The sequence below is a fragment of the Duganella flavida genome, assembly GCF_009857445.1.
GTDB lineage: Bacteria > Pseudomonadota > Gammaproteobacteria > Burkholderiales > Burkholderiaceae_D > Rugamonas > Rugamonas flavida.
Window position 1 is genome coordinate 51,243 of sequence record NZ_WWCN01000014.1, and the last position, 17,575, is coordinate 68,817.

At 62.9% G+C, this 17,575-nt stretch carries 20 protein-coding genes; 4 read left to right on the forward strand and 16 right to left on the reverse strand.

The window, feature by feature from the left end; all coding sequences use genetic code 11:
- Positions 1-5 precede the first annotated feature (5 nt).
- From GTP46_RS20875 to GTP46_RS20915, 9 genes are all read right to left on the reverse strand, one after another.
- Positions 6-845, reverse strand: a complete 840-nt coding sequence (locus tag GTP46_RS20875) for a DUF4198 domain-containing protein (RefSeq protein ID WP_161008549.1) — start codon at positions 843-845, stop codon at positions 6-8.
- 16 nt (positions 846-861) lie between these two features.
- Entirely contained in the window at positions 862-1,371 is a 510-nt protein-coding gene (locus GTP46_RS20880) for a DUF2271 domain-containing protein (RefSeq protein WP_161008550.1), read from the reverse strand.
- Positions 1,372-1,389: 18 nt separating this feature from the next.
- Positions 1,390-2,037, reverse strand: a complete 648-nt coding sequence (locus GTP46_RS20885; protein WP_161008551.1) for a PepSY-associated TM helix domain-containing protein — start codon at positions 2,035-2,037, stop codon at positions 1,390-1,392.
- Between the two features lie 140 nt (positions 2,038-2,177).
- Positions 2,178-2,564 carry a KGG domain-containing protein gene (locus GTP46_RS20890; protein WP_161008552.1) on the reverse strand — a complete coding sequence of 129 codons (387 nt, stop codon included), beginning with the start codon at positions 2,562-2,564 and terminating at the stop codon, positions 2,178-2,180.
- Positions 2,565-2,677: 113 nt separating this feature from the next.
- On the reverse strand, positions 2,678-3,325 hold the full coding sequence (gene pdeM, locus GTP46_RS20895) for a ligase-associated DNA damage response endonuclease PdeM (RefSeq protein ID WP_161008553.1): 648 nt from the start codon (positions 3,323-3,325) through the stop codon (positions 2,678-2,680).
- Positions 3,322-5,754, reverse strand: a complete 2,433-nt coding sequence (locus tag GTP46_RS20900; RefSeq protein ID WP_161008554.1) for a ligase-associated DNA damage response DEXH box helicase — start codon at positions 5,752-5,754, stop codon at positions 3,322-3,324. Before GTP46_RS20900 ends, pdeM begins: the two co-directional genes overlap by 4 nt.
- Positions 5,751-7,370 (reverse strand): ATP-dependent DNA ligase, encoded by a 1,620-nt coding sequence (locus tag GTP46_RS20905; RefSeq protein ID WP_161008555.1) that lies wholly within the window; start codon positions 7,368-7,370, stop codon positions 5,751-5,753. Before GTP46_RS20905 ends, GTP46_RS20900 begins: the two co-directional genes overlap by 4 nt.
- Entirely contained in the window at positions 7,363-8,418 is a 1,056-nt protein-coding gene (locus tag GTP46_RS20910) for a ligase-associated DNA damage response exonuclease (RefSeq protein ID WP_161008556.1), read from the reverse strand. The genes GTP46_RS20905 and GTP46_RS20910 overlap by 8 nt, the downstream gene beginning before the upstream one ends.
- Before the next feature lie 72 nt (positions 8,419-8,490).
- The gene (locus GTP46_RS20915) at positions 8,491-8,670 is read right to left on the reverse strand and encodes a hypothetical protein (protein ID WP_161008557.1); all 180 of its coding nucleotides are present in this window, start codon (positions 8,668-8,670) and stop codon (positions 8,491-8,493) included.
- 157 nt (positions 8,671-8,827) lie between these two features.
- Between GTP46_RS20915 and msrC the strand changes: the two genes are divergently transcribed.
- Positions 8,828-9,334 carry a free L-methionine (R)-S-oxide reductase MsrC gene (gene msrC / locus GTP46_RS20920; RefSeq protein ID WP_161008558.1) on the forward strand — a complete coding sequence of 169 codons (507 nt, stop codon included), beginning with the start codon at positions 8,828-8,830 and terminating at the stop codon, positions 9,332-9,334.
- Here msrC and GTP46_RS20925 read toward each other — a convergent pair.
- The 6 genes from GTP46_RS20925 to GTP46_RS20950 all read right to left on the reverse strand — a co-directional run bounded on the left by GTP46_RS20925 (position 9,331) and on the right by GTP46_RS20950 (position 14,527).
- On the reverse strand, positions 9,331-10,605 hold the full coding sequence (locus GTP46_RS20925) for an RNA polymerase sigma factor (protein ID WP_161008704.1): 1,275 nt from the start codon (positions 10,603-10,605) through the stop codon (positions 9,331-9,333). The two genes, msrC and GTP46_RS20925, sit on opposite strands and share 4 nt — an antisense overlap.
- Before the next feature lie 31 nt (positions 10,606-10,636).
- Positions 10,637-11,449 carry a YciI family protein gene (locus GTP46_RS20930; RefSeq protein ID WP_161008559.1) on the reverse strand — a complete coding sequence of 271 codons (813 nt, stop codon included), beginning with the start codon at positions 11,447-11,449 and terminating at the stop codon, positions 10,637-10,639.
- Between the two features lie 37 nt (positions 11,450-11,486).
- Positions 11,487-11,900, reverse strand: coding sequence for a YciI family protein (locus tag GTP46_RS20935; protein WP_161008560.1), 414 nt, complete (start codon positions 11,898-11,900; stop codon positions 11,487-11,489).
- An 18-nt stretch (positions 11,901-11,918) separates the two neighbouring features.
- The gene (locus tag GTP46_RS20940) at positions 11,919-12,395 is read right to left on the reverse strand and encodes a VOC family protein (protein WP_161008561.1); all 477 of its coding nucleotides are present in this window, start codon (positions 12,393-12,395) and stop codon (positions 11,919-11,921) included.
- 75 nt (positions 12,396-12,470) lie between these two features.
- Positions 12,471-13,856, reverse strand: coding sequence for a heavy metal sensor histidine kinase (locus GTP46_RS20945; RefSeq protein WP_161008562.1), 1,386 nt, complete (start codon positions 13,854-13,856; stop codon positions 12,471-12,473).
- Positions 13,856-14,527: a heavy metal response regulator transcription factor gene (locus GTP46_RS20950; RefSeq protein WP_161008563.1), complete on the reverse strand. Its 672-nt coding sequence runs from the start codon at positions 14,525-14,527 to the stop codon at positions 13,856-13,858. The genes GTP46_RS20945 and GTP46_RS20950 overlap by 1 nt, the downstream gene beginning before the upstream one ends.
- A gap of 127 nt (positions 14,528-14,654) precedes the next feature.
- Here GTP46_RS20950 and GTP46_RS20955 point away from each other — a divergent pair, with 127 nt between their 5' ends.
- The 3 genes from GTP46_RS20955 to GTP46_RS20965 are packed head-to-tail and all read left to right on the forward strand — an operon-like array spanning position 14,655 to position 16,768.
- Complete coding sequence (locus tag GTP46_RS20955) at positions 14,655-14,996, forward strand: CzcE family metal-binding protein (protein ID WP_161008564.1); 342 nt, start codon at positions 14,655-14,657, stop codon at positions 14,994-14,996.
- A 45-nt stretch (positions 14,997-15,041) separates the two neighbouring features.
- Positions 15,042-15,398, forward strand: a complete 357-nt coding sequence (locus GTP46_RS20960) for a DUF305 domain-containing protein (protein WP_161008705.1) — start codon at positions 15,042-15,044, stop codon at positions 15,396-15,398.
- On the forward strand, positions 15,395-16,768 hold the full coding sequence (locus GTP46_RS20965; RefSeq protein WP_161008565.1) for a YncE family protein: 1,374 nt from the start codon (positions 15,395-15,397) through the stop codon (positions 16,766-16,768). Before GTP46_RS20960 ends, GTP46_RS20965 begins: the two co-directional genes overlap by 4 nt.
- Here GTP46_RS20965 and GTP46_RS20970 read toward each other — a convergent pair.
- Positions 16,746-17,480 carry an alpha/beta fold hydrolase gene (locus tag GTP46_RS20970; protein ID WP_161008566.1) on the reverse strand — a complete coding sequence of 245 codons (735 nt, stop codon included), beginning with the start codon at positions 17,478-17,480 and terminating at the stop codon, positions 16,746-16,748. The genes GTP46_RS20965 and GTP46_RS20970 overlap by 23 nt on opposite strands.
- Positions 17,481-17,575: the final 95 nt, after the last annotated feature.

Below are 17,575 nucleotides of genomic sequence, written 5' to 3' on the forward strand. Positions count from 1 at the left end.
CTACCTTATTCCGGCAGGATTTCGAGCACAGCCGAATAGGTCGCGCGACGCGGCGGCATTTGCGGCGGCTGGCCCTGTACTTGCGGCGCCGCTGCCGGCCAGCTGCTGCTGACCATGTACGCACCCGCTGCTGGTAGCACCAGCGTCAGTTCGCCGTTGGCATCGGTGGTCTTGCGGATTTCACCCAGCGTGCCACGATACTTGACGCCGCCCGGAATCAGGCTCACGCCCTGGTTCGCAGCCGGTTTGCCATCCAACAGGAAACGCCAGGTGGCTTTCTCGCCCGCGCGCAGTTCGGTTGGATGGGTGACAGGCACCAGCTCCAGACCTTTGCCGGTTGGCTTCAGCACGTCAGTGCTGACTTCGCCGGTGCTGACGAAGGTTTCGAGGCGGCTGTCGGTACGCGATAGTTTCACTTCGGTCGCATCCGCCGGTACATCTTTGGCCAGCGATTCCTCGGTGCCGCGGAAGCGCTTCACATTGCCTTCCTTGTCCTTGTAGCTGCCGAACACGCTTTGTGAAACCAGCGAAATTTTATAGGTGCCGGCCTTCGGCAGTTTCAGGTCGAAGGTATTGCGCAGCTTGCCGTTATTGACGTTCTCCGGCGCCACCTTGATGCCGCCCGGGCCAGTGATGTCGATGCCGTCCAGCTTGAGCGGCTGGTGGTCGATATCGAACAAGCCTTCCGAAATAGCCGCGTCCACAGTCACCCATGCGGTGCCGTCACGGCCAACTTCCACTTCGGTCGACGATGGCAGCAGCCACGGCTTGTGCGCTTGCGCGCTCAACGACACCACCGACAAGCCAGCCAGCGCCAGCGCGATCAACGATTTTTGCAATTTCATGTCCCCGCCCTTTGTCTTATGGTTTGACTTGAACAACAACCGCACCCAGTTCTTCCTTGCCCTGGCCGGTCACATTGGCGGCGGTCTTCGGTGGCCACGCCAGCGGCACTTTGACCACTTCACGGCCGCCCGCTTCACGCGCAGCTTCCACCAGCACGGTGTACTGGCCGGCCGGCAGCTTGTCCAGCGAACCTTTCGGAATGTTCAGGGTCAGTTCGCCCGGCGCCTTGGTGGCACCCGATACGCCATCCATCGGCATGGTCAGCTCGCGGCCGGTCTTGCGCCACCATTGACGCATGTCCTTCAGCCACTTGGTGCCGGCGTTGTCCTTCTTCTTGGTGTCGTACAGCACGCCGAGGTTGGCGACCACTTTCTGGTCGGCGTTTTCCAGCCACGCAGCGATGTAAGGACGGTGATATTCAGCCACATTCAATTGCGGCACGTCGAGTTTGAGAGCCAGGTCGGCGGCCATCGCCGAAGCACTGGCAAGCGGCAGACTGAGCGCGATGGAGTAGCGTAATTTCATGGAGGTCCTGTCGTGAGATTAGTGGATAAACAGCAGTGCAATAACTACGGGAATCAGCACACCCAGGCCCACCATCGGCCAGGTGAACGGCCGGTTGGCCGCGTGGAATTTCAAGATCAATAAACCGGTGATGCAGAACACCAGGCAGGTGACGGCAAAGATATCGATGAACCAGTTCCATGCCGGGCCGGTATTGCGGCCCTTGTGGACGTCGTTCAGCCACGAGATCCAGCCACGGTCGGTATTTTCGAATTCGGTAGCACCATCTTCCAGACCGATGCGCACCCAGGCGTCGCCGCCGGCCTTGGGCATGGGCAGGTAGACTTCGTCGACCGACCACTCGGCCGTGCGGCCGCCCGGCTGCACCTGGAAGGTTTGCGCCAGCCATTGCTCGGCCTTGGCCGGCAGCGGCTCCCTGGCGCCGTCATGCTGTTCGGCGTAGGCGCGCAGTTCGGTGGTTAACGCTTCCGGCAGCTTGGCCTGCTGGCGCACGATATGCGGCTTGGCCTCGATCTGCGAAGCGTGGTTCAGCGTGATGCCGGTAATCGCAAACAGGAACATCCCGAGCAGGCACATGGCCGAGCTGATCCAATGCCACTGGTGCAAATGCTTCAGCCAGACGGCGCGGCTGGCATTGCGGGTGGAGTTGGCGCTGGATACGCTCACAGGAATTCCTTCGACGAAAAATACAAATGATAATGATTATCATTTGATGAGTCAATGCACCTTTGTGTTTCTGGTCTGTAAAGTAGGGTCGAAAAAAAACCGCAGGCACAGGCCTGCGGTTGAATAGTAACTAAATCCGGTCAAGGTTTGGAACGATTGCCCGAGCTGCTGCCACGTCCACCACGGCTGTTGTCGCTGTCGTCCTGATCCTGGTCGTCTTTAGCGGTGGAGCCGCCCTTGCTGCCGCCGCTAGTGCCGCTGGTGCCACTCTGCGAGCTGCCGCCGGTGGTCGCGCTCTGGCTGCTGCGCCCCGCATCGTTCTTGTGGCTCATGCTGCCGGCGCGGCGCGCCTCTTCCGAGGTGAATTCGTGGGCCGTGCCTTTTTCATGCGCGGCACGACCGCCTTCCGCAGCGATTTCGCGCTGCTGTTCCGGGTCCATGGAAGCGAAACCGCGTTTGCTGGTATCGCCGCTTTGTTTATTGCCCGCTTTCTCGTCTTGTTTGTTGCCTTTGTCGCTGGTTGCCATGATGATCTCCTTGTAAGAACTGCCCCTGCTTTCGTCACAGGAGCAGTCATCCTAGTTCACCAACTGGGCAACGGCTGTAGGACTTACGCAGCAGGCATTGTAGGAGAACGGCATCACGGAACTTCCAGCACGGCCTCGCCGCTGGTAACAAATACCCGCTCCCCCGGCTGCGGCTGCACCGCATGACCGCCAGTGAAAACGCCAAACGACGGCAGCAGCAGTTGGCCGGGGGACAGCAGGAAGCACGGCAGGCGCAGCGTCTCCCAGCCGGCGCGCAAGTGATACACCGGATGCACATGGCCAGCCAGCACATGGCTGCCGTCCACCAGCTGCGGGTGATGGCAACATGCAAACGGCCCGCGCAGATAAGGTTCGTCCACCACCGTCATGCCGAGTTCCGCTGGCGGATCGCCAGCGTGGGCATCATGATTGCCGCGCACCAAAGTCAGCTGCAATTGCGGCCAGCGCGCACGCCACGCTTGCATCGCCGCCAGCGTGGCCGGCGCGCGCGCCGTGCGCGCGTGCAGAAAGTCGCCGAGGAACAGGATTTCCCGCACCGGATAGCGCGCCAGCAGCCCATCGAGCCCCGCAAGATTCGCTTCGGTAGTGCCGCCTGGAACCGGTACGCCTAGCGCGCGGAAAGCGGCGGCCTTGCCGAAATGGATATCGGCCACTACCAGCAGCTCGCCGCGCGGCCAGTACAGCGCTTTCTGCGGCAACAGCAGCAGCTGTTCGCCGGCCACGGTCTGGGCCAGGCTCATGGCCCGGCCGCCCGTTCCAGCTGGCGCACCATGCGCGCCACCCGGTCCGACAGCTTCTCAGTGCTGAGCTTTTCACGGAAGCGCTCCACCATCAGCGCAAAGCCGAACGGCGTGGCGCGCTTGATGGCGTGGAAGCGCACCAGACGCGCCTGCAACGCCAGCAAGGTGGCGCGCAAACGCCCCAGTTCCAGCTCCTGTTCCAACACCTCGCGCTGCGCCTGCGTCAGCAGCAGATTGCTGGCGTCGTGCTTGCTAAAGACGGAGTAAAACAGCGACGACGAGGCTTGCAACTGGCGCGCACTCTTGCCCTGGCCTGGATAGCCCTGGAACACCAGCCCGGCGACGCGGGCGATTTCGCGAAAGCGGCGCTGCGCCATCTCGCTGGCATTCAGACTGGCCAGCACGTCTTCCAGCAAGTGCTCGATACTGAACAGCCCAACCTCGGCGCCGACGCCGGCATCCAGCAGCGTGGCCCAGTCCACTGCTTGCGCCGACAGCAGCTCCAGTCCGTAATCATTGATCGCCATCGAAAACGTCACTGGCTGCTGGCGGCCGACCCGGTAGGCCAGAAGCGCGGCCAGCCCCAGGTGCACCGAGCGGCCGGCAAACGGAAACATGAACAGATGCCAGCCCTCCCGGCTGTGCATGGTTTCGATCACCGTGTCCTGCGCCGTCGGCAGCGACGACCAGCGCTGCTGGATCTCCAGCAGCGGCTTGAGCGCCTGCATTTCCGGTCCCTCGTAGCGGCCCTCCTGGGCCAGTTCCAGTTGCGCCAGCGCCGCGTGCGCCAGTTCCGACGACATCGGCATGCGCCCGCCCTGCCAGCGCGGCACCGCGCCGCGCGCGCCAGTGGCGCGCCGGACATAGGCGGTCATCTCATGCAGGCGCACAAATTCGAGGATGCGACCGGCAAATAGAAAGTGGTCGCCCTTACGCAGCCGCGCGATAAACGATTCCTCGACGCTGCCGAGCCGCCCGCCGCTGACGTACTTCACCTGCAAGGAGGCGTCGGCCACAATGGTGCCGATGCCCATGCGGTGACGCCGTCCCAGCGCTACATCCGGCACCCGGTACACGCCGTCCTCATCCGGCAGCACGCGGCGGTATTCCGGATACGCCACCAGCGTCTGGCCGCCGCACGCGACGAAATCCAGCGCCCATTGCCATTCTTCATCGCTGAGGTCGCGGTAAGACCAGGCGCTGCGCACTTCCGCCAGCAAGTCCGGCGCGCGAAAGCCGCCGCCCAGCGCGATGGTGACCAGATGCTGCACCAGCACGTCGAGCGGCTTGTGCGGCACCGGCCGCGCCTCGATATCGCGCGCGGCCACGGCGCGAATCGCACCGGCCGCCTCCAGCAGTTCCAGGCTTTGCGTCGGCACCAGCGTCAGGCGCGACACCCGGCCCGGCGCGTGACCGCTGCGTCCGGCCCGCTGCAGCAGCCGCGCGATGCCCTTGGCGCTGCCGATTTGCAGCACCCGTTCGACCGGCAGAAAATCGACTCCGAGGTCCAGGCTGGAGGTACACACCACCGCTTTCAGCTGCCCTTGTTTCAGGCCCAACTCCACCCACTCGCGTACGGCCTTGTCCAGCGAGCCGTGATGCAGCGCAATCAGCCCGGCCCAGTCGGGCCGCGCATCAAGCAAGTGCTGATACCACAGCTCGGCTTGCGAACGGGTATTGGTGAACACCAGCGTGGTCGCGTGACTGGCGATTTCCTCGACCACTGGCGCCAGCATTTGCAAGCCCAGGTGCCCACCCCACGGAAAACGCGACGGCGAGGCCGGGATCAGGGTATCGATGACCATCTGCTTGGCGACCTGGCCTTCAATGATGACGCCATCCGGCATCAACGCCTGGCGTGCGCATTCGAGGTTGCCGAGTGTGGCCGACAGCCCCCACACCAGCAAGCCCGGCTGCCAATGGCGCAAGCGCGCCAGCGCCAGCTGAGTCTGCACACCGCGCTTGTTGCCCATCAGTTCGTGCCATTCATCGACCACCACCATCTGCAGATGGCGGAAGCGCTCGGCTGCGTCCGCTTGACTGAGCAGCAAGGTCAGGCTTTCCGGCGTGGTAATCAGGGCGTCCGGCAGACGCTTGTTCTGGCGCGCGCGCTGGGCAGAGCTGATGTCGCCGCTGCGCACTTCCACCCGCCAGTCCGGGGCGGCTTCCTGTAGCGCGCGCAAGGTGTCAGCGGCCAGTGCACGCATCGGCGTCAGCCACAGGATGCGCACCCCGGCCGGCGTCCGTGCGCCGCTTGCCTGCACAGCGGCGGCGCGCTGCAAGGCCGCAAACCAGACAGCATAAGTCTTGCCGGCGCCGGTACTCGCATGCAGCAAGCCCGAACGGCCGGCCGCCGCCGCCGCCCACACCGCGCGCTGGAATGGGAACACGCGCCAGCCGCGTGCAGCAAACCACTGCTCGGCATTCATGGCGCAGCCAGCAGATTTTTCAACGACGCCAGCGTGTCAGCCTCTTCGATCGACTTGTCTTCACGCCGCCGTAAAATGCGCGGGAAGCGCACCGCTACGCCGGACTTGTGGCGCGGCGAACTGGCAATCCCTTCAAAGCCGATTTCAAACACCATGCTGGGCGTGACGCTGCGCACTGGGCCGAATTTTTCGATGGTGGTTTTGCGGATCGCCTGGTCAACCTGGGTGATCTCGGCATCGGTTAGGCCGGAGTAGGCCTTGGCGAACGGCACCAGCGTGCGCTGCTCATCCCACACGGCGAAAGTGTAGTCGGTGTATAGCGAGGCGCGGCGACCGTGGCCGGCCTGGGCGTAAATCAACACCGCATCAACGCTGTAGGGATCGATCTTCCATTTCCACCAGGTGCCGACGTTTTTGGTGCGGCCGACGCCATAATGGGCGTCGCGCGCTTTCAGCATCATGCCTTCCACCCCGCGCGCGCGCGACTCGGTGCGGATCTGCGCCAGCTGCGCCCAGCTATCGGCCACAATCAGCGGCGACAAGCGCAGTTGCGGCGCGCCCGGCAGGCTGGCAATCAACTGCTCCAGCAGGCGGCGGCGCTCAGCCTGCGGCGTGCTGCGCAGGTCGCGGCCATCAAGCTCCAGTAAATCATAGGCTACCAACACTGCCGGCAGTTCGCCCAGCAGGCGCGCCGATACCTGCTTGCGGCCCATGCGCTTTTGCAGGTCCGCAAACGGGGCCGGTGCAGCGTCGCCGTGCCAGATCAGAATTTCGCCGTCCAGCACCACACCATCCGGCAGGCGCAGCACCGCCAGTTCAGGGAAGCGCTCGGTGATTAAATCCTCGCCGCGCGACCACAGCCAGGTTTGGCCTTCGCGCCGCACCAGCTGGGCGCGCATGCCGTCGTACTTCCATTCGATTTGCCAGTCGTCCAGCGCGCCCAGCGTGGCGGGCTCGCGCTCCAGCTGGTGCGCCAGGAAAAACGGATACGGCTGGCCGCCGCGCTGAGCATGTTCTTGCGGTGTGTGGGCGGCGATCAGCTGCAAATAGCCGGCTGCGGTGGGACTGACGCCGCCATCAGTCCAGCCCATCAGGCGCTGGGCGATCAGCTTGCTGTCCAGGCCGGCAATGGCGCTCAGCGCGCGCGTCACCAGCAAGCGCGAGACGCCGACCCGGAAGCCGCCGCCGATCAGCTTGATCAGCAGAAAACGCTCGCGGGCATCGAGCTGGTCCCAGTAACTGAACAGCGCGGCGCGTACTGCCTCCGGCGAGGCCCCACGCAGCGGCGCGATGCCAAGCTCGATCCAGTCGGCCAGCCCGATCTCGCTCGGATGGCGCGGCGGAGGCAGGATGTGGGCGATGGTTTCAGCCAGATCGCCGACGGCGTGGTAGCACTCATCGAACAGCCATTCCTCCAGGCCGGCGTATTCCATCGCGAACTGGCGCAGCAGCTTGGTCGGCACCGCCTGGCGGGGCTTGCCGCCGGCCAGAAAATAGACCGCCCATGCCGCATCCTGCGGCGCGGCGCTGGCAAAATAGGCTTGCAACGCCGCCAGCTTGCGATTGGTGGCCGTGGTCTCGTCGAGTGCGGCGTACAGGCGGGCAAACTCACGCATCGCGGTCCCCTTCGGTGGTGGTGTCCACTGGTTCGGCAACGACCGCAGACGCGGCGTCTTCCGCCTCGTCGTCGCCGTACTCGGTATCGAAGCCGCTGGCCTGCAAGCCTTGTTGCTGCAACCAGCGCACCAATACCGCAATCGAACCGTGCGTGACAATCACCCGCGAAGCGCCGGTATCGGCAATCGCTGATAGCAAGCCCGGCCAGTCGGCATGGTCGGATAACACGAAGCCACGATCGACACCGCGCCGCCGGCGCGCGCCGCGCAGCTGCATCCAGCCGCTGGCAAAGGCATCGCTGTAATCGCCGAAGCGCTTGATCCACGGTGAACCTGCTGCCGACGGCGGCGCCAGCACCAGTGCGCTGCCAAGCTCGCTCTTGGCGACCTGATCCACCATCAATGTGGGCGGTAGCCATACACCTTCATCGCGGTAGACCTGGTTGAGGTTTTGTACCGCGCCGTGGCAGATGATGGAGCCGATGCTTGAATCGAGTCCGCTCAGCATGCGCTGTGCCTTGCCGAAGCTGTAGCCGAGCAGCACGCTGGTACGCTGCTGCGCTGCATTGGCGGCCCACCATGCATTGATTTCGTCTTCAATCTCCTGCTGCGGCCGCCAACGGTAGATCGGCAAGCCAAAGGTCGATTCGGTAATGAAGGTATGGCAGCGCACTGGTTCGAACGGCGTACATGTGCGGTCCGGCTCGACTTTGTAATCGCCGGAGGCCACCCACACTTCACCACGGTATTCCATCCGCACTTGCGCCGAACCCAGCACGTGGCCGGCCGGATGCAGCGACACCGTCACGCCGTTGTGCAGCACTTGCTCGCCGTAGGCCAGACCGGTGACGTTGATCGGACCCAGCCGAGACTTCAGCACATTCACCCCTGCGGCGGCGCTCAGGTAATGCTGATGGCCGCCGCGCGCATGATCGCCATGCGCGTGGGTGATCACAGCGCGCTCGACCGGCCGCCAGGGGTCGATGTAAAACTGGCCGGGCACACAGTACAGGCCCTCGCGGCGGACGATCACCATATCTCCGGACATAGACGGCTTTCAACTAACGATAGCCGATGGTATCACCCGATAACGCTGCAGTCTGTCAGACAACGCACCAAGTCACATAGGGTCGATCAGGTCCGCCATAAAATAAACATTGTCATTTTCCTCACGCTCAAAGCGCAGGCGTTCTTCGCCGATCAGCAGCAGCATCTCGACGTCGAAGGCGGGAAGTGGCGGCGCGGCGGTCTTGGGCTTTTTAGGCGTCGCACTGCTGGCGCGCTTTTTGTTGATGCTCATGTCTTCCTCCGCGTGGCAGGACTGGTGTGCAAACCAGAGTAATCCCTGCACTGCACCCGCGCTATCGGATACTGCTTACAAAAGGGGTAGGAACTCGTCGCGTTTTGGTCGGATAGGCTACCATATAGCCCTTCGCATCTTTATCGCACACCACATCATGACTTTCACTATCAGCGACACCGCCTACGGCACCGACAGCGCCGACGCCAAAAACGCCATGTACAACGACCTGCGCCCGCAGCTGCAAGGCCTGGTCCACGGCGAGACCGACCTGATCGCCAACACCGCGAACTTCAGCTCGCTCGTATTCAACAGCATGCCGGACCTGAACTGGGCCGGCTTCTACTTCCTCAAGGGCGACGAACTGGTACTGGGCCCGTTCCAGGGCAAGCCGGCCTGCATCCGCATCAAAAAAGGTCGCGGCGTCTGCGGCACCACCGTGGTGGAAGGCAAATCCATCGTCGTGCCGGACGTGCACGCCTTCCCTGGCCACATTGCCTGTGACGTCAACTCGCGTTCCGAGCTGGTGGTGCCGGTGCGCGGCCCGGACGGCGCCATCGTTGGCGTGTTCGACCTCGACAGCCCGCTGCCTAACCGCTTCGATCAGACCGATGCGGACGGCATCGAATCGCTGGTGAAAGTGCTGGAAGCCACGCTGGTTTAATGTACCTGGGCGCGCGCCAGCAGCAGCTGGCGTTCGCGTTCGTTTTGTGTCAGCGACGCGGCGCGCTCAAATTCTGAGCGCGCTTCGTTGTGACGTCCCAGCTTGGCCAGCAAGTCGCCGCGCACGCTGGGCAGCAGATGGTAGTGCTGCAGGGCCGGCGCATCGAGCAGACCATCCACCACTTCCAATCCCGCTTGCGGCCCGTAGGCCATAGCCAGCGCGACTGCACGGTTCAATTCCACAATCGGCGACGGCGACAGCTGCGCCAGAGCGTCATACAGCGCGGCGATCCGCTGCCAGTCCGTGCCTTCAGCGCGGCGCGCGCGTGCATGGCAAGCAGCGATGGCAGCTTGCAGCGCGTACGGTCCGAAGCCGCGTGTAGATCCCGACACACTCGGCGCAGCGGCGGTAGCCGGTGCCGGCGCCAGCGCGGTCTGCTCGGCGCGAGCTAATGCGGCGAGGCCGCGACGAATCAGCAGCTGGTCCCAGCGCGTGCGGTCCTGTTCCAGCAGCAGTATCGGCTCGCCCTTCGCGCTCACGCGGGCACGGGCGCGCGAGGATTGGATTTCCATCAGCGCCACGAGGCCGTGCACTTCCGGTTCGTTCGGCTGCAACTCGGCCAGAATACGCCCCAGCCGCAGCGCCTCTTCGCACAAGGCAGGCCGCATCCAGTCCACGCCAGCGCTGGCGGAATAGCCTTCGTTATAAATCAGGTAGATCACTTGCAGCACCGATGCCAGACGCTCGCCCAGCTCGTGCGCGCGCGGCGCCTCGAACCGCACCTTGGCTTCCGCCAGTGTGCGCTTGGCGCGCACAATGCGCTGCGCCACCGTCTTCTCTGGCACGAGAAACGCCCGCGCAATTTCATCGGTACTCAGGCCGCCCAACATGCGCAAGGTCAGCGCCACGCGGCCATCGGTTGGCAGCACCGGGTGACAAGCCACGAACACCAGCCGCAGCAAATCATCCCCAATATCGTTTTCCAGCGCGTCGGCCACGGCGACGTCCAGATTGGGCGCCGCATCCTGCAGCTGGCTGTCGATTTCGTAGCTGATGGCCGCTTCTTTTTCCGCATGCATCTGGCGATGACGCAGCACATCCAGTGCGCGATTTTTGGCGACAGTCGTCAGCCAGGCGGCAGGCTGCTCCGGCACACCGGTTTCGGGCCAACGCTCCAGCGCCTGCACCAGCGCATCCTGCGCCAGCTCCTCGGCCTGGCCGACATCGCGCAGCATGCGCGCCAGCACCGCGATGATTTTGGCGGACTCCATCCGCCATACCGCTTCAACGATTTTGTGGACGTCAGCCGCCACGGGCCGCTTTGCTGAAGGCGTTGCGCAAGCCCGCTTCCAGCAGTTCCGCGCGCATGCGTGCTTCAGCCGCCACCATCTCGGGCGTGAACTCGGTGTGTGCAACGCGCTCGCACGCCTCACGCACTTCCAGCGTTATGTCGCCCGGCTGCGGATACGGATAAGCCTTGGCCCAGGCAATGGCCTCTTCCACCGTGGCCGCCTGCAGCATCCAGTAGCCGGCAATCAGCTCCTTCACTTCCGTGAACGGGCCATCCACCACCGAGGTTTTTGAATTGGCGTAGTGAACACGCGCCGAGCTGGCCGTGCCCTTCAATCCTTCACCGGCCAGCAGCACGCCTTGCTGCACGCCGGCTTCATTATGCTGGTTCATCACATCGATGACCTCCGGCGGCGGTTCCGCATCGGATTCGCTATCGGCGTCCGAGCGCAGGAACACCACATAGCGTGTGAGCGTTTCCTTGCGCTGCGGGATGGTGCCGGCCGCCGTGCCGCGTTCATCAAAGCCGACGCAGTTGCCAGGGCACCCGGCGTCGCGGATTTCATAGACTGCGCCACTATCGAACAGCGGCCACCAGCGCACCTGCTCGATAATGTCTTCGCGCGATTCGGCCTCCAGCAGCACAAAACCGGCTACCAGTTCCTTGGGCGAAAACGGGCCGCGCACCTCGCTCCATGCGCCCTCGCGGCGCAGCAGCCGCACCGCTTGCGCGCTGGGGCGCAGGAAGGTGCCCGGCTCCAGCGCCGGTGGTTGTATTCCTCGTTCCGTGCTCTGGTTGGCGCGGCGCAGTACCATGAATTCCATTACATCATGCTCCAGACTAGACTTAGCCGATAAGGTATCACAAGCGGGCGCGTAAAGCCTCCTCTTGCGCGATCACTTCCGGCGTGGCGGCGTCACCAAAGTCGCTGATTTCAAACACCTGGCGGATTTCAATTTCCGACGGCACGTCGAACGGATTCGGACAGCGCTTCATCCACTCGATAGCCTCTTCCTTCGACTTGACTTGAATCAGCCAGAAACCGGCAATCAGCTCCTTGGTCTCGGCGAACGGGCCGTCGATCACGGTGCGGCTAGCGCCGTCGTAGCGAATGCGGGCGCCTTTCGAACTAGGCTGCAGCCCCTCGCCCGCCAGCATCACGCCGGCGTTGACCAGTTCTTCGTTGAACTTGCCCATCGCCGTCAGCAGCTCGGTGCTAGGCATCTTGCCGGCTTCGGAATCGGCGGTGGCTTTTACGATGATCATGAAACGCATGAAGTTCTCCTGATTGGATTATTGGCAGTCGGACGGTGCTTGCTGCTGCATCGCCGCCGCCATTTCTTCCGGCGTCATATCCTTCATGTGGGTGGCAATCGCCCAATGGTGGCCAAACGGATCGGTCACCTGCGCATAGCGGTCGCCCCAGAACATATCGGCCGGCGGCATGCGCACCGAGGCGCCGGCATCAACCGCTTGCTTGAACGCGGCATCGGTATCGACCACATACATATGCAACGTGACCGGGCTGCCCTTCAGTGCCTTCGGACCGAGGCCACCGTATTCCGGGAAGTCGTCGGCCAGCATCAGCACCGAATCACCGATCTTCAGCGCGGCGTGCATCAAGCGGCCGTTCGGGCCAGGCATGCGCATGGTTTCAACGGCGTTAAAGGCTTTTTTGTAAAACTCGATAGCATCGGCCGCGCCTTCACAAACCAGGTGCGGGGTGATGCTGTGCATGTCTTTTGGGATTGGATCTACTTTTGCGTTCATGACGGTCTCCTTGGGGTGTGAACGGGTAACTCTATACCTACGACGAAGCAGCACACCATAAATCGACACGTTTTTTTAAATTTTTTTGAATCTCATGAAAAAAGTGGTTTGGACGCCCGGCTGGCTATCGACCGTGATGTCACCGCCGTGCAACGCCATGATGGCGCGGACGATGGACAGGCCCAGTCCCGCCCCCGCAGTGCGAGCCGGATCGGCGCGGTAGTAGCGGTCGAAAATATGCGGCAGGTGCTCGGGCGCGATGCCCGGTCCGGTGTTGCTGACGGCTAGCTCTATGCCATCGTCCAGCGCACGCGCCGACACACGTACCGTACCGCCGGCCGGCGTATGGCGGATCGCATTCGATAGCACGTTGCTGACCGCGCGCTGCAACAGCATCGGGTCGACGTCGGCGCGCAGCGGCGGCGCATCCACGCTCAGGTGCACGTCCACATCCTCGGCCAGCATCTCAAAATAATCGTGAATGCGCTGTAGCTCCACTTGCAAGTCCAGCGACTCGCGCTGCACAGCCAGTTGGGCGTTGTCGACGCGTGCAAGGAACAGCGTGTTATCAATCATGCGCGCCAGCCGCTCGTATTCTTCCAGATTGGAGGCCAGCAGCAGCTGGTACTCCTCCACCGAGCGCGTATTCGATAACGCAACCTGCGTTTCCAGCATCAGCGTGTTAAGCGGCGTGCGCATGTCGTGCGCGAGATCGGCGGCAAAGCCTGACAGGCGCTGCACGCCGTCTTCCAGACGGTTCAGCATGGCGTTGAAGGCTTCGCCCATTTCGCGCAGTTCGACCGGTGCATCATGCATCGACAAGCGTGTATTCATGCGGCTGGTGCTGATGTCGTTCGCCTTGGCGATGACACTGCGCAGCCGCCGCATGCTGTGGCGGACCACCGCGTAGCCGAGCAAGGTCGCCAGCAACGCGCCACCGCATAGCGCCATCAGCAAATCTACCGCATAGGCGCGCAACAGCTTGAGGCGATCGGAGCGCTCCCGCGCCAGCGTCACTTGCACCGCATCGCCGCCGCCCACAGTCGCCGCCGCGCGCACCATGCGGCCGATGCCCGCAGCCGGCTGCCAGTCGTGGATGTCTTCGATGGTCAGCGGCCGCCCGGCCGGCACGCTGTCCACATGCGGCAATGGACGTGAGGTGATCGAGGTCTGTACCAGCGCCTTGCCATCGGCGGCGTTCACCTTGAGCATGAAGTCATTGTGGCCGAACAGCGTATCGGTCAGCGGCTTGCTGTCCTGCGCCACGGAAGCCAGTGACGGTAGTTCGGACAAGATATGGCGGATCTGGTCCACCTTGGCGATCAGTTCAACGTCATCGCGGTGCGCCATTTGCCGTTGCAGCGTGGCGTACAAATAAGCGCCGACGGCCAGAAACGACGCCACCGACACCGCCGACAGCAGCAGCGCCACGCGCAGCGTCAATGACATCGGACGGCGCATCAGGAACGCTCTTCCAGCAGATAACCCATGCCACGCACCGTCTGCACCAGCTTGAGCGGAAAGGGATCGTCGACCTTGGCGCGCAGGCGGCGTATCGCCACATCGACCACATTGGTGTCCGAATCAAAGTTCATATCCCAGACCATGGAAGCGATCTGGGTGCGCGACAGCACCTCGCCCTGACGCTTGGCCAGCAGGTGCAGCAACGCGAACTCCTTGGCAGTGAGATCGACGCGCTGGCCACCGCGCGTTACGCGCCGCCGCAGCACATCGATTTCCAGATCGGCCACGCGTATCACTTCCGCCTCGCGCACCGGTCCGCGCCGCATCAGCGTCTTGATGCGGGCCAGCAGTTCGGCAAAGGCAAACGGCTTGACCAGATAATCGTCCGCGCCCAGTTCCAGTCCTTTGACGCGATCGGCCACGTCGTCGCGCGCGGTCAGGAACAGCACCGGCGTTTCCTTGCGTTCGCGCAGGCGGCTGATGACTGTCCAGCCATCCATCTGCGGCAGCATCACGTCCAGCACGATCAATTCGTAATCGTGTTCCAGCGCCAGCGCAAGGCCGTCAACGCCGTTGCGCGCCAGGTCCGCCACGTAGCCCGATTCGTGCAGGCCTTTGAGCAGGTAGTCGCCTGCCTTGGGTTCGTCTTCAACAATCAGTATTTTCATGATGCCCTCATTGTCAGCCTTTTAGCTGGTCGCAGGGATTACAAATCTGTCATTTGGACGTCATCTTCCTGTCAGTGCCCGCTCCTTAGACTGGTCACATCTTCACTCCACCACCAAAGGAAACATCATGTTTAAAGCACTGCGCACCACCATTCTCATCACCGCCATCGCCGCTGCCGCCGTATCCACCAGCGCCGCCTACGCCTCGGTCAATCCGCAGCCGCAGTTCGGCATGGCCACTGCCGCTGCCAACGCCGACCGCCACATCACCATCGGCGCGAATACCAAATGGGTCAACGTCGACAACGGCGACACCGTCACTTTCGACATCAACGGCAAGAGCTTCACCTGGCATTTTGACACGTTGCACAGCGAAGAAGCTTTCGACCTGTCGAAAATCGCACCGGAAGGCGTCACCACCGGCATGGTCACCGTCTACGTCGGCAGCAACCCGCTCTACCGAGGCTAAGCGGTGCGCCCGGCGATAATCGCCTGCCTCGTCATCCTGCCGCTGATGGCGGCAGGAGCGCAAGCGCAGGAGCACCATCACCACGGCGGCGCAGCCGCCCCACCCGCCCCCTTCATTGCCAGCAGCGCCAAGCCATTCAGCGCGCTGATGGACGATGCCATGGCCGTCATGGACGCAGGCATGAAGCAAGCGCCCATGAACGGCATCGCGCAGCACGACTTTGTCACCATGATGATGCCCCATCACCAGGGCGCAGTCGATATGGCCAAAGCCGTGCTGCTGCACACGCAAGATCCAGAGATCCGCAATCTGGCGCTGGGCATCATCGCCGAGCAGCAGAACGAGATCAATGTCATGCAGGCCTGGTTGCAACGCCACTCATCCAAGGAAAACAACAAATGAAACAACTCGCACTGGCTGCGGGCGCAGCGCTGTGCTGCGCCTATGCCGTCGCCGCCCCGTCGCCGCTGGACCGCGTTTATACGGCGGACCAAAATACCAATACCATCTCGGTCTTCAGCCCTGCCAGCAATACGCTGCTGGGCCAGATCAAGCTAGGCAATGCCCGGCCGGACGTGCTGTCGCCGCTGTACCGCGGCGAGATCAATGTCCACGGCCTCGGTTTCTCGCCGGACCACAAGACGCTGATCGCCATTTCCAACGGCTCCAATTCCGTGACGTTTATCGATACCGCCACCAACAAGGTGAAAGGCAAGACCTACGTCGGGCGTTCGCCGCATGAAGGCTTTTTTACCGCCGACGGCAAGGAAGTCTGGGTGGTGGTGCGCGGTGAAGACTACATCTCGGTCATCGACCCGCTCACATTCAAGGAAACGCGCCGCATCCAGACCGATCTTGGTCCCGGCATGGTGCAGTTCCACCCGGATGGCAAGCTGGCGTTTGCCGTCTCCAGCTTCACGCCGATGGTCGATATCATCGACGTCGCTTCGCACACCATCGTCAAGCGCATCAGCGTGGTCAGCCCGTTCTCGCCCTTCCTGCAATTCACGCCCGACTTCAGCGAAATCTGGATGACGCACAAGGATGTGGGCAAGGTCACGCGCATCAGCACCAGCACGCTGGAAGTCACCGGCGTCATCGACACCGGCTTCATCACCAACCATCTGGCTTTTGCCAAGGTAGGCGGCGAGGTACGTGCTTACGTCACAGTAGGCGGAGAGAATGCGGTCAAGGTCTACAGCACCGGCAAGGAACCCAAACTACTGGCAAGCATCGCCACTGGTGCGCTGCCGCACGGCGCATGGACTTCGGATGACAACACCCGCGTCTACATCGGTCTGGAAAACGGCGATGGCGTACAGGTGATCGATACCGCCGCCAATAAGATCGTCGCCACCATGGGCGGCGGGCAAGCGCCGCAAGCGCTGGTCTACCTCTCCAACGTGGCGGCCAGCGCCGACGACCACGCCAATCTGGTGCCGCGCGTGAATCAGGATGCGCACAACATTCAGCTCAAGCCCACCGGCGCTGACGGCAAAGGCTTCATGGTGGTGCGTAACCTTGGCGTGGTGGATGCCATCGAAGCCTTCCTGTACAAGCTGAAGCCGGATACGCAATACGACATCTACGTCAGCAGCCAGGCCGCGCCGATCGGCAGCTTCCGCACCAACACCATGGGCATGGCCAACGGCACCATGATCGGACCGGTACGCGCAGCAGCCGCCAACGACAACGCCGCCAGCCCCGCCACCGTCTCGGTGAAGGAAGCTGGCGGCGGCGCGGTGGTGCTTACTTCGCTGCCTCAAGGATGAGGTTTGCAATCTCGTCGGCGTGCGAGATCATCGACAAGTGACTGGATTTCAGTTCGATGGTCTTGGCGCCCATACGCTTGGCAAGGAAGCGTTCCAGCTCCGGCGAGGTGGTGCGGTCATTGGTGGACACCGCGTAGTAAGTCGGCTTGACCTTCCACGCCGCTTGCGTGGTGCGCGAGGCGAACAGGGTCTGCGAGATGCGGCCCTGCCCTGCGTACAGCACGCGCGCCTGGGCCGGATCCAGATCACCGGCGAAATCGCGCACAAACGCTTCCTCGCTCAGCTGCGCGAAACCGTCCGGCGTCTTGACCAGGCCTTTGCCGGCAGGCGCCGCCGGGAAGGTCGCGGCCAGCGCGGCGTAGTCCTCACCCGCATCCGGTGCGCGCGCCGCCACGTAGACCAAAGCCTTCACTTTCGGATCGGTGCCGGTCTCGCTGATCACCGTGCCAGCCCACGAGTGGCCGACCAAAATAACCGGGCCATCCTGCTGCGCCAGTGCGCGGCGGGTGGCTTCGGCATCGTCCGCCAGCGAGGTCAAGGGATTCTGCACCGAGGTCACGTGCTTGCCAGCTTTCTGTAAGCGAGCGATCACTTCATTCCATCCTGAGCCGTCGGCATACGCGCCATGCACTAAAACGATATTATTGACAGTTGCCGAGGCAGTTCCGGAAAACAGGGCGGCGAAAACGCCGGCAAGTAACAGCTTGTTCATGAGGGTTTCCTTATGGGTTGATGGTATGCCCAGTATAGAAATCCGCCCCTGACCACAAGATGACGCCCAGATTACAAACAGATTACAGCCATCAC

Bases quoted from the DNA above. Each gene is read 5' to 3' on its own strand.
- GTP46_RS20875 (WP_161008549.1), bottom strand. From the start codon at position 845: ATGAAATTGCAAAAATCGTTGATCGCGCTGGCGCTGGCTGGCTTGTCG.
- GTP46_RS20880 (WP_161008550.1), bottom strand. From the start codon at position 1,371: ATGAAATTACGCTACTCCATCGCGCTCAGTCTGCCGCTTGCCAGTGCT.
- GTP46_RS20890 (WP_161008552.1), bottom strand. From the start codon at position 2,564: ATGGCAACCAGCGACAAAGGCAACAAACAAGACGAGAAAGCGGGCAAT.
- pdeM (WP_161008553.1), bottom strand. From the start codon at position 3,325: ATGAGCCTGGCCCAGACCGTGGCCGGCGAACAGCTGCTGCTGTTGCCG.
- GTP46_RS20900 (WP_161008554.1), bottom strand. From the start codon at position 5,754: ATGAATGCCGAGCAGTGGTTTGCTGCACGCGGCTGGCGCGTGTTCCCA.
- GTP46_RS20905 (WP_161008555.1), bottom strand. From the start codon at position 7,370: ATGCGTGAGTTTGCCCGCCTGTACGCCGCACTCGACGAGACCACGGCC.
- GTP46_RS20910 (WP_161008556.1), bottom strand. From the start codon at position 8,418: ATGTCCGGAGATATGGTGATCGTCCGCCGCGAGGGCCTGTACTGTGTG.
- GTP46_RS20915 (WP_161008557.1), bottom strand. From the start codon at position 8,670: ATGAGCATCAACAAAAAGCGCGCCAGCAGTGCGACGCCTAAAAAGCCC.
- msrC (WP_161008558.1), top strand. From the start codon at position 8,828: ATGACTTTCACTATCAGCGACACCGCCTACGGCACCGACAGCGCCGAC.
- GTP46_RS20925 (WP_161008704.1), bottom strand. From the start codon at position 10,605: ATGGAGTCCGCCAAAATCATCGCGGTGCTGGCGCGCATGCTGCGCGAT.
- GTP46_RS20930 (WP_161008559.1), bottom strand. From the start codon at position 11,449: ATGGAATTCATGGTACTGCGCCGCGCCAACCAGAGCACGGAACGAGGA.
- GTP46_RS20935 (WP_161008560.1), bottom strand. From the start codon at position 11,900: ATGCGTTTCATGATCATCGTAAAAGCCACCGCCGATTCCGAAGCCGGC.
- GTP46_RS20940 (WP_161008561.1), bottom strand. From the start codon at position 12,395: ATGAACGCAAAAGTAGATCCAATCCCAAAAGACATGCACAGCATCACC.
- GTP46_RS20945 (WP_161008562.1), bottom strand. From the start codon at position 13,856: ATGCGCCGTCCGATGTCATTGACGCTGCGCGTGGCGCTGCTGCTGTCG.
- GTP46_RS20950 (WP_161008563.1), bottom strand. From the start codon at position 14,527: ATGAAAATACTGATTGTTGAAGACGAACCCAAGGCAGGCGACTACCTG.
- GTP46_RS20955 (WP_161008564.1), top strand. From the start codon at position 14,655: ATGTTTAAAGCACTGCGCACCACCATTCTCATCACCGCCATCGCCGCT.
- GTP46_RS20960 (WP_161008705.1), top strand. From the start codon at position 15,042: ATGGCGGCAGGAGCGCAAGCGCAGGAGCACCATCACCACGGCGGCGCA.
- GTP46_RS20965 (WP_161008565.1), top strand. From the start codon at position 15,395: ATGAAACAACTCGCACTGGCTGCGGGCGCAGCGCTGTGCTGCGCCTAT.
- GTP46_RS20970 (WP_161008566.1), bottom strand. From the start codon at position 17,480: ATGAACAAGCTGTTACTTGCCGGCGTTTTCGCCGCCCTGTTTTCCGGA.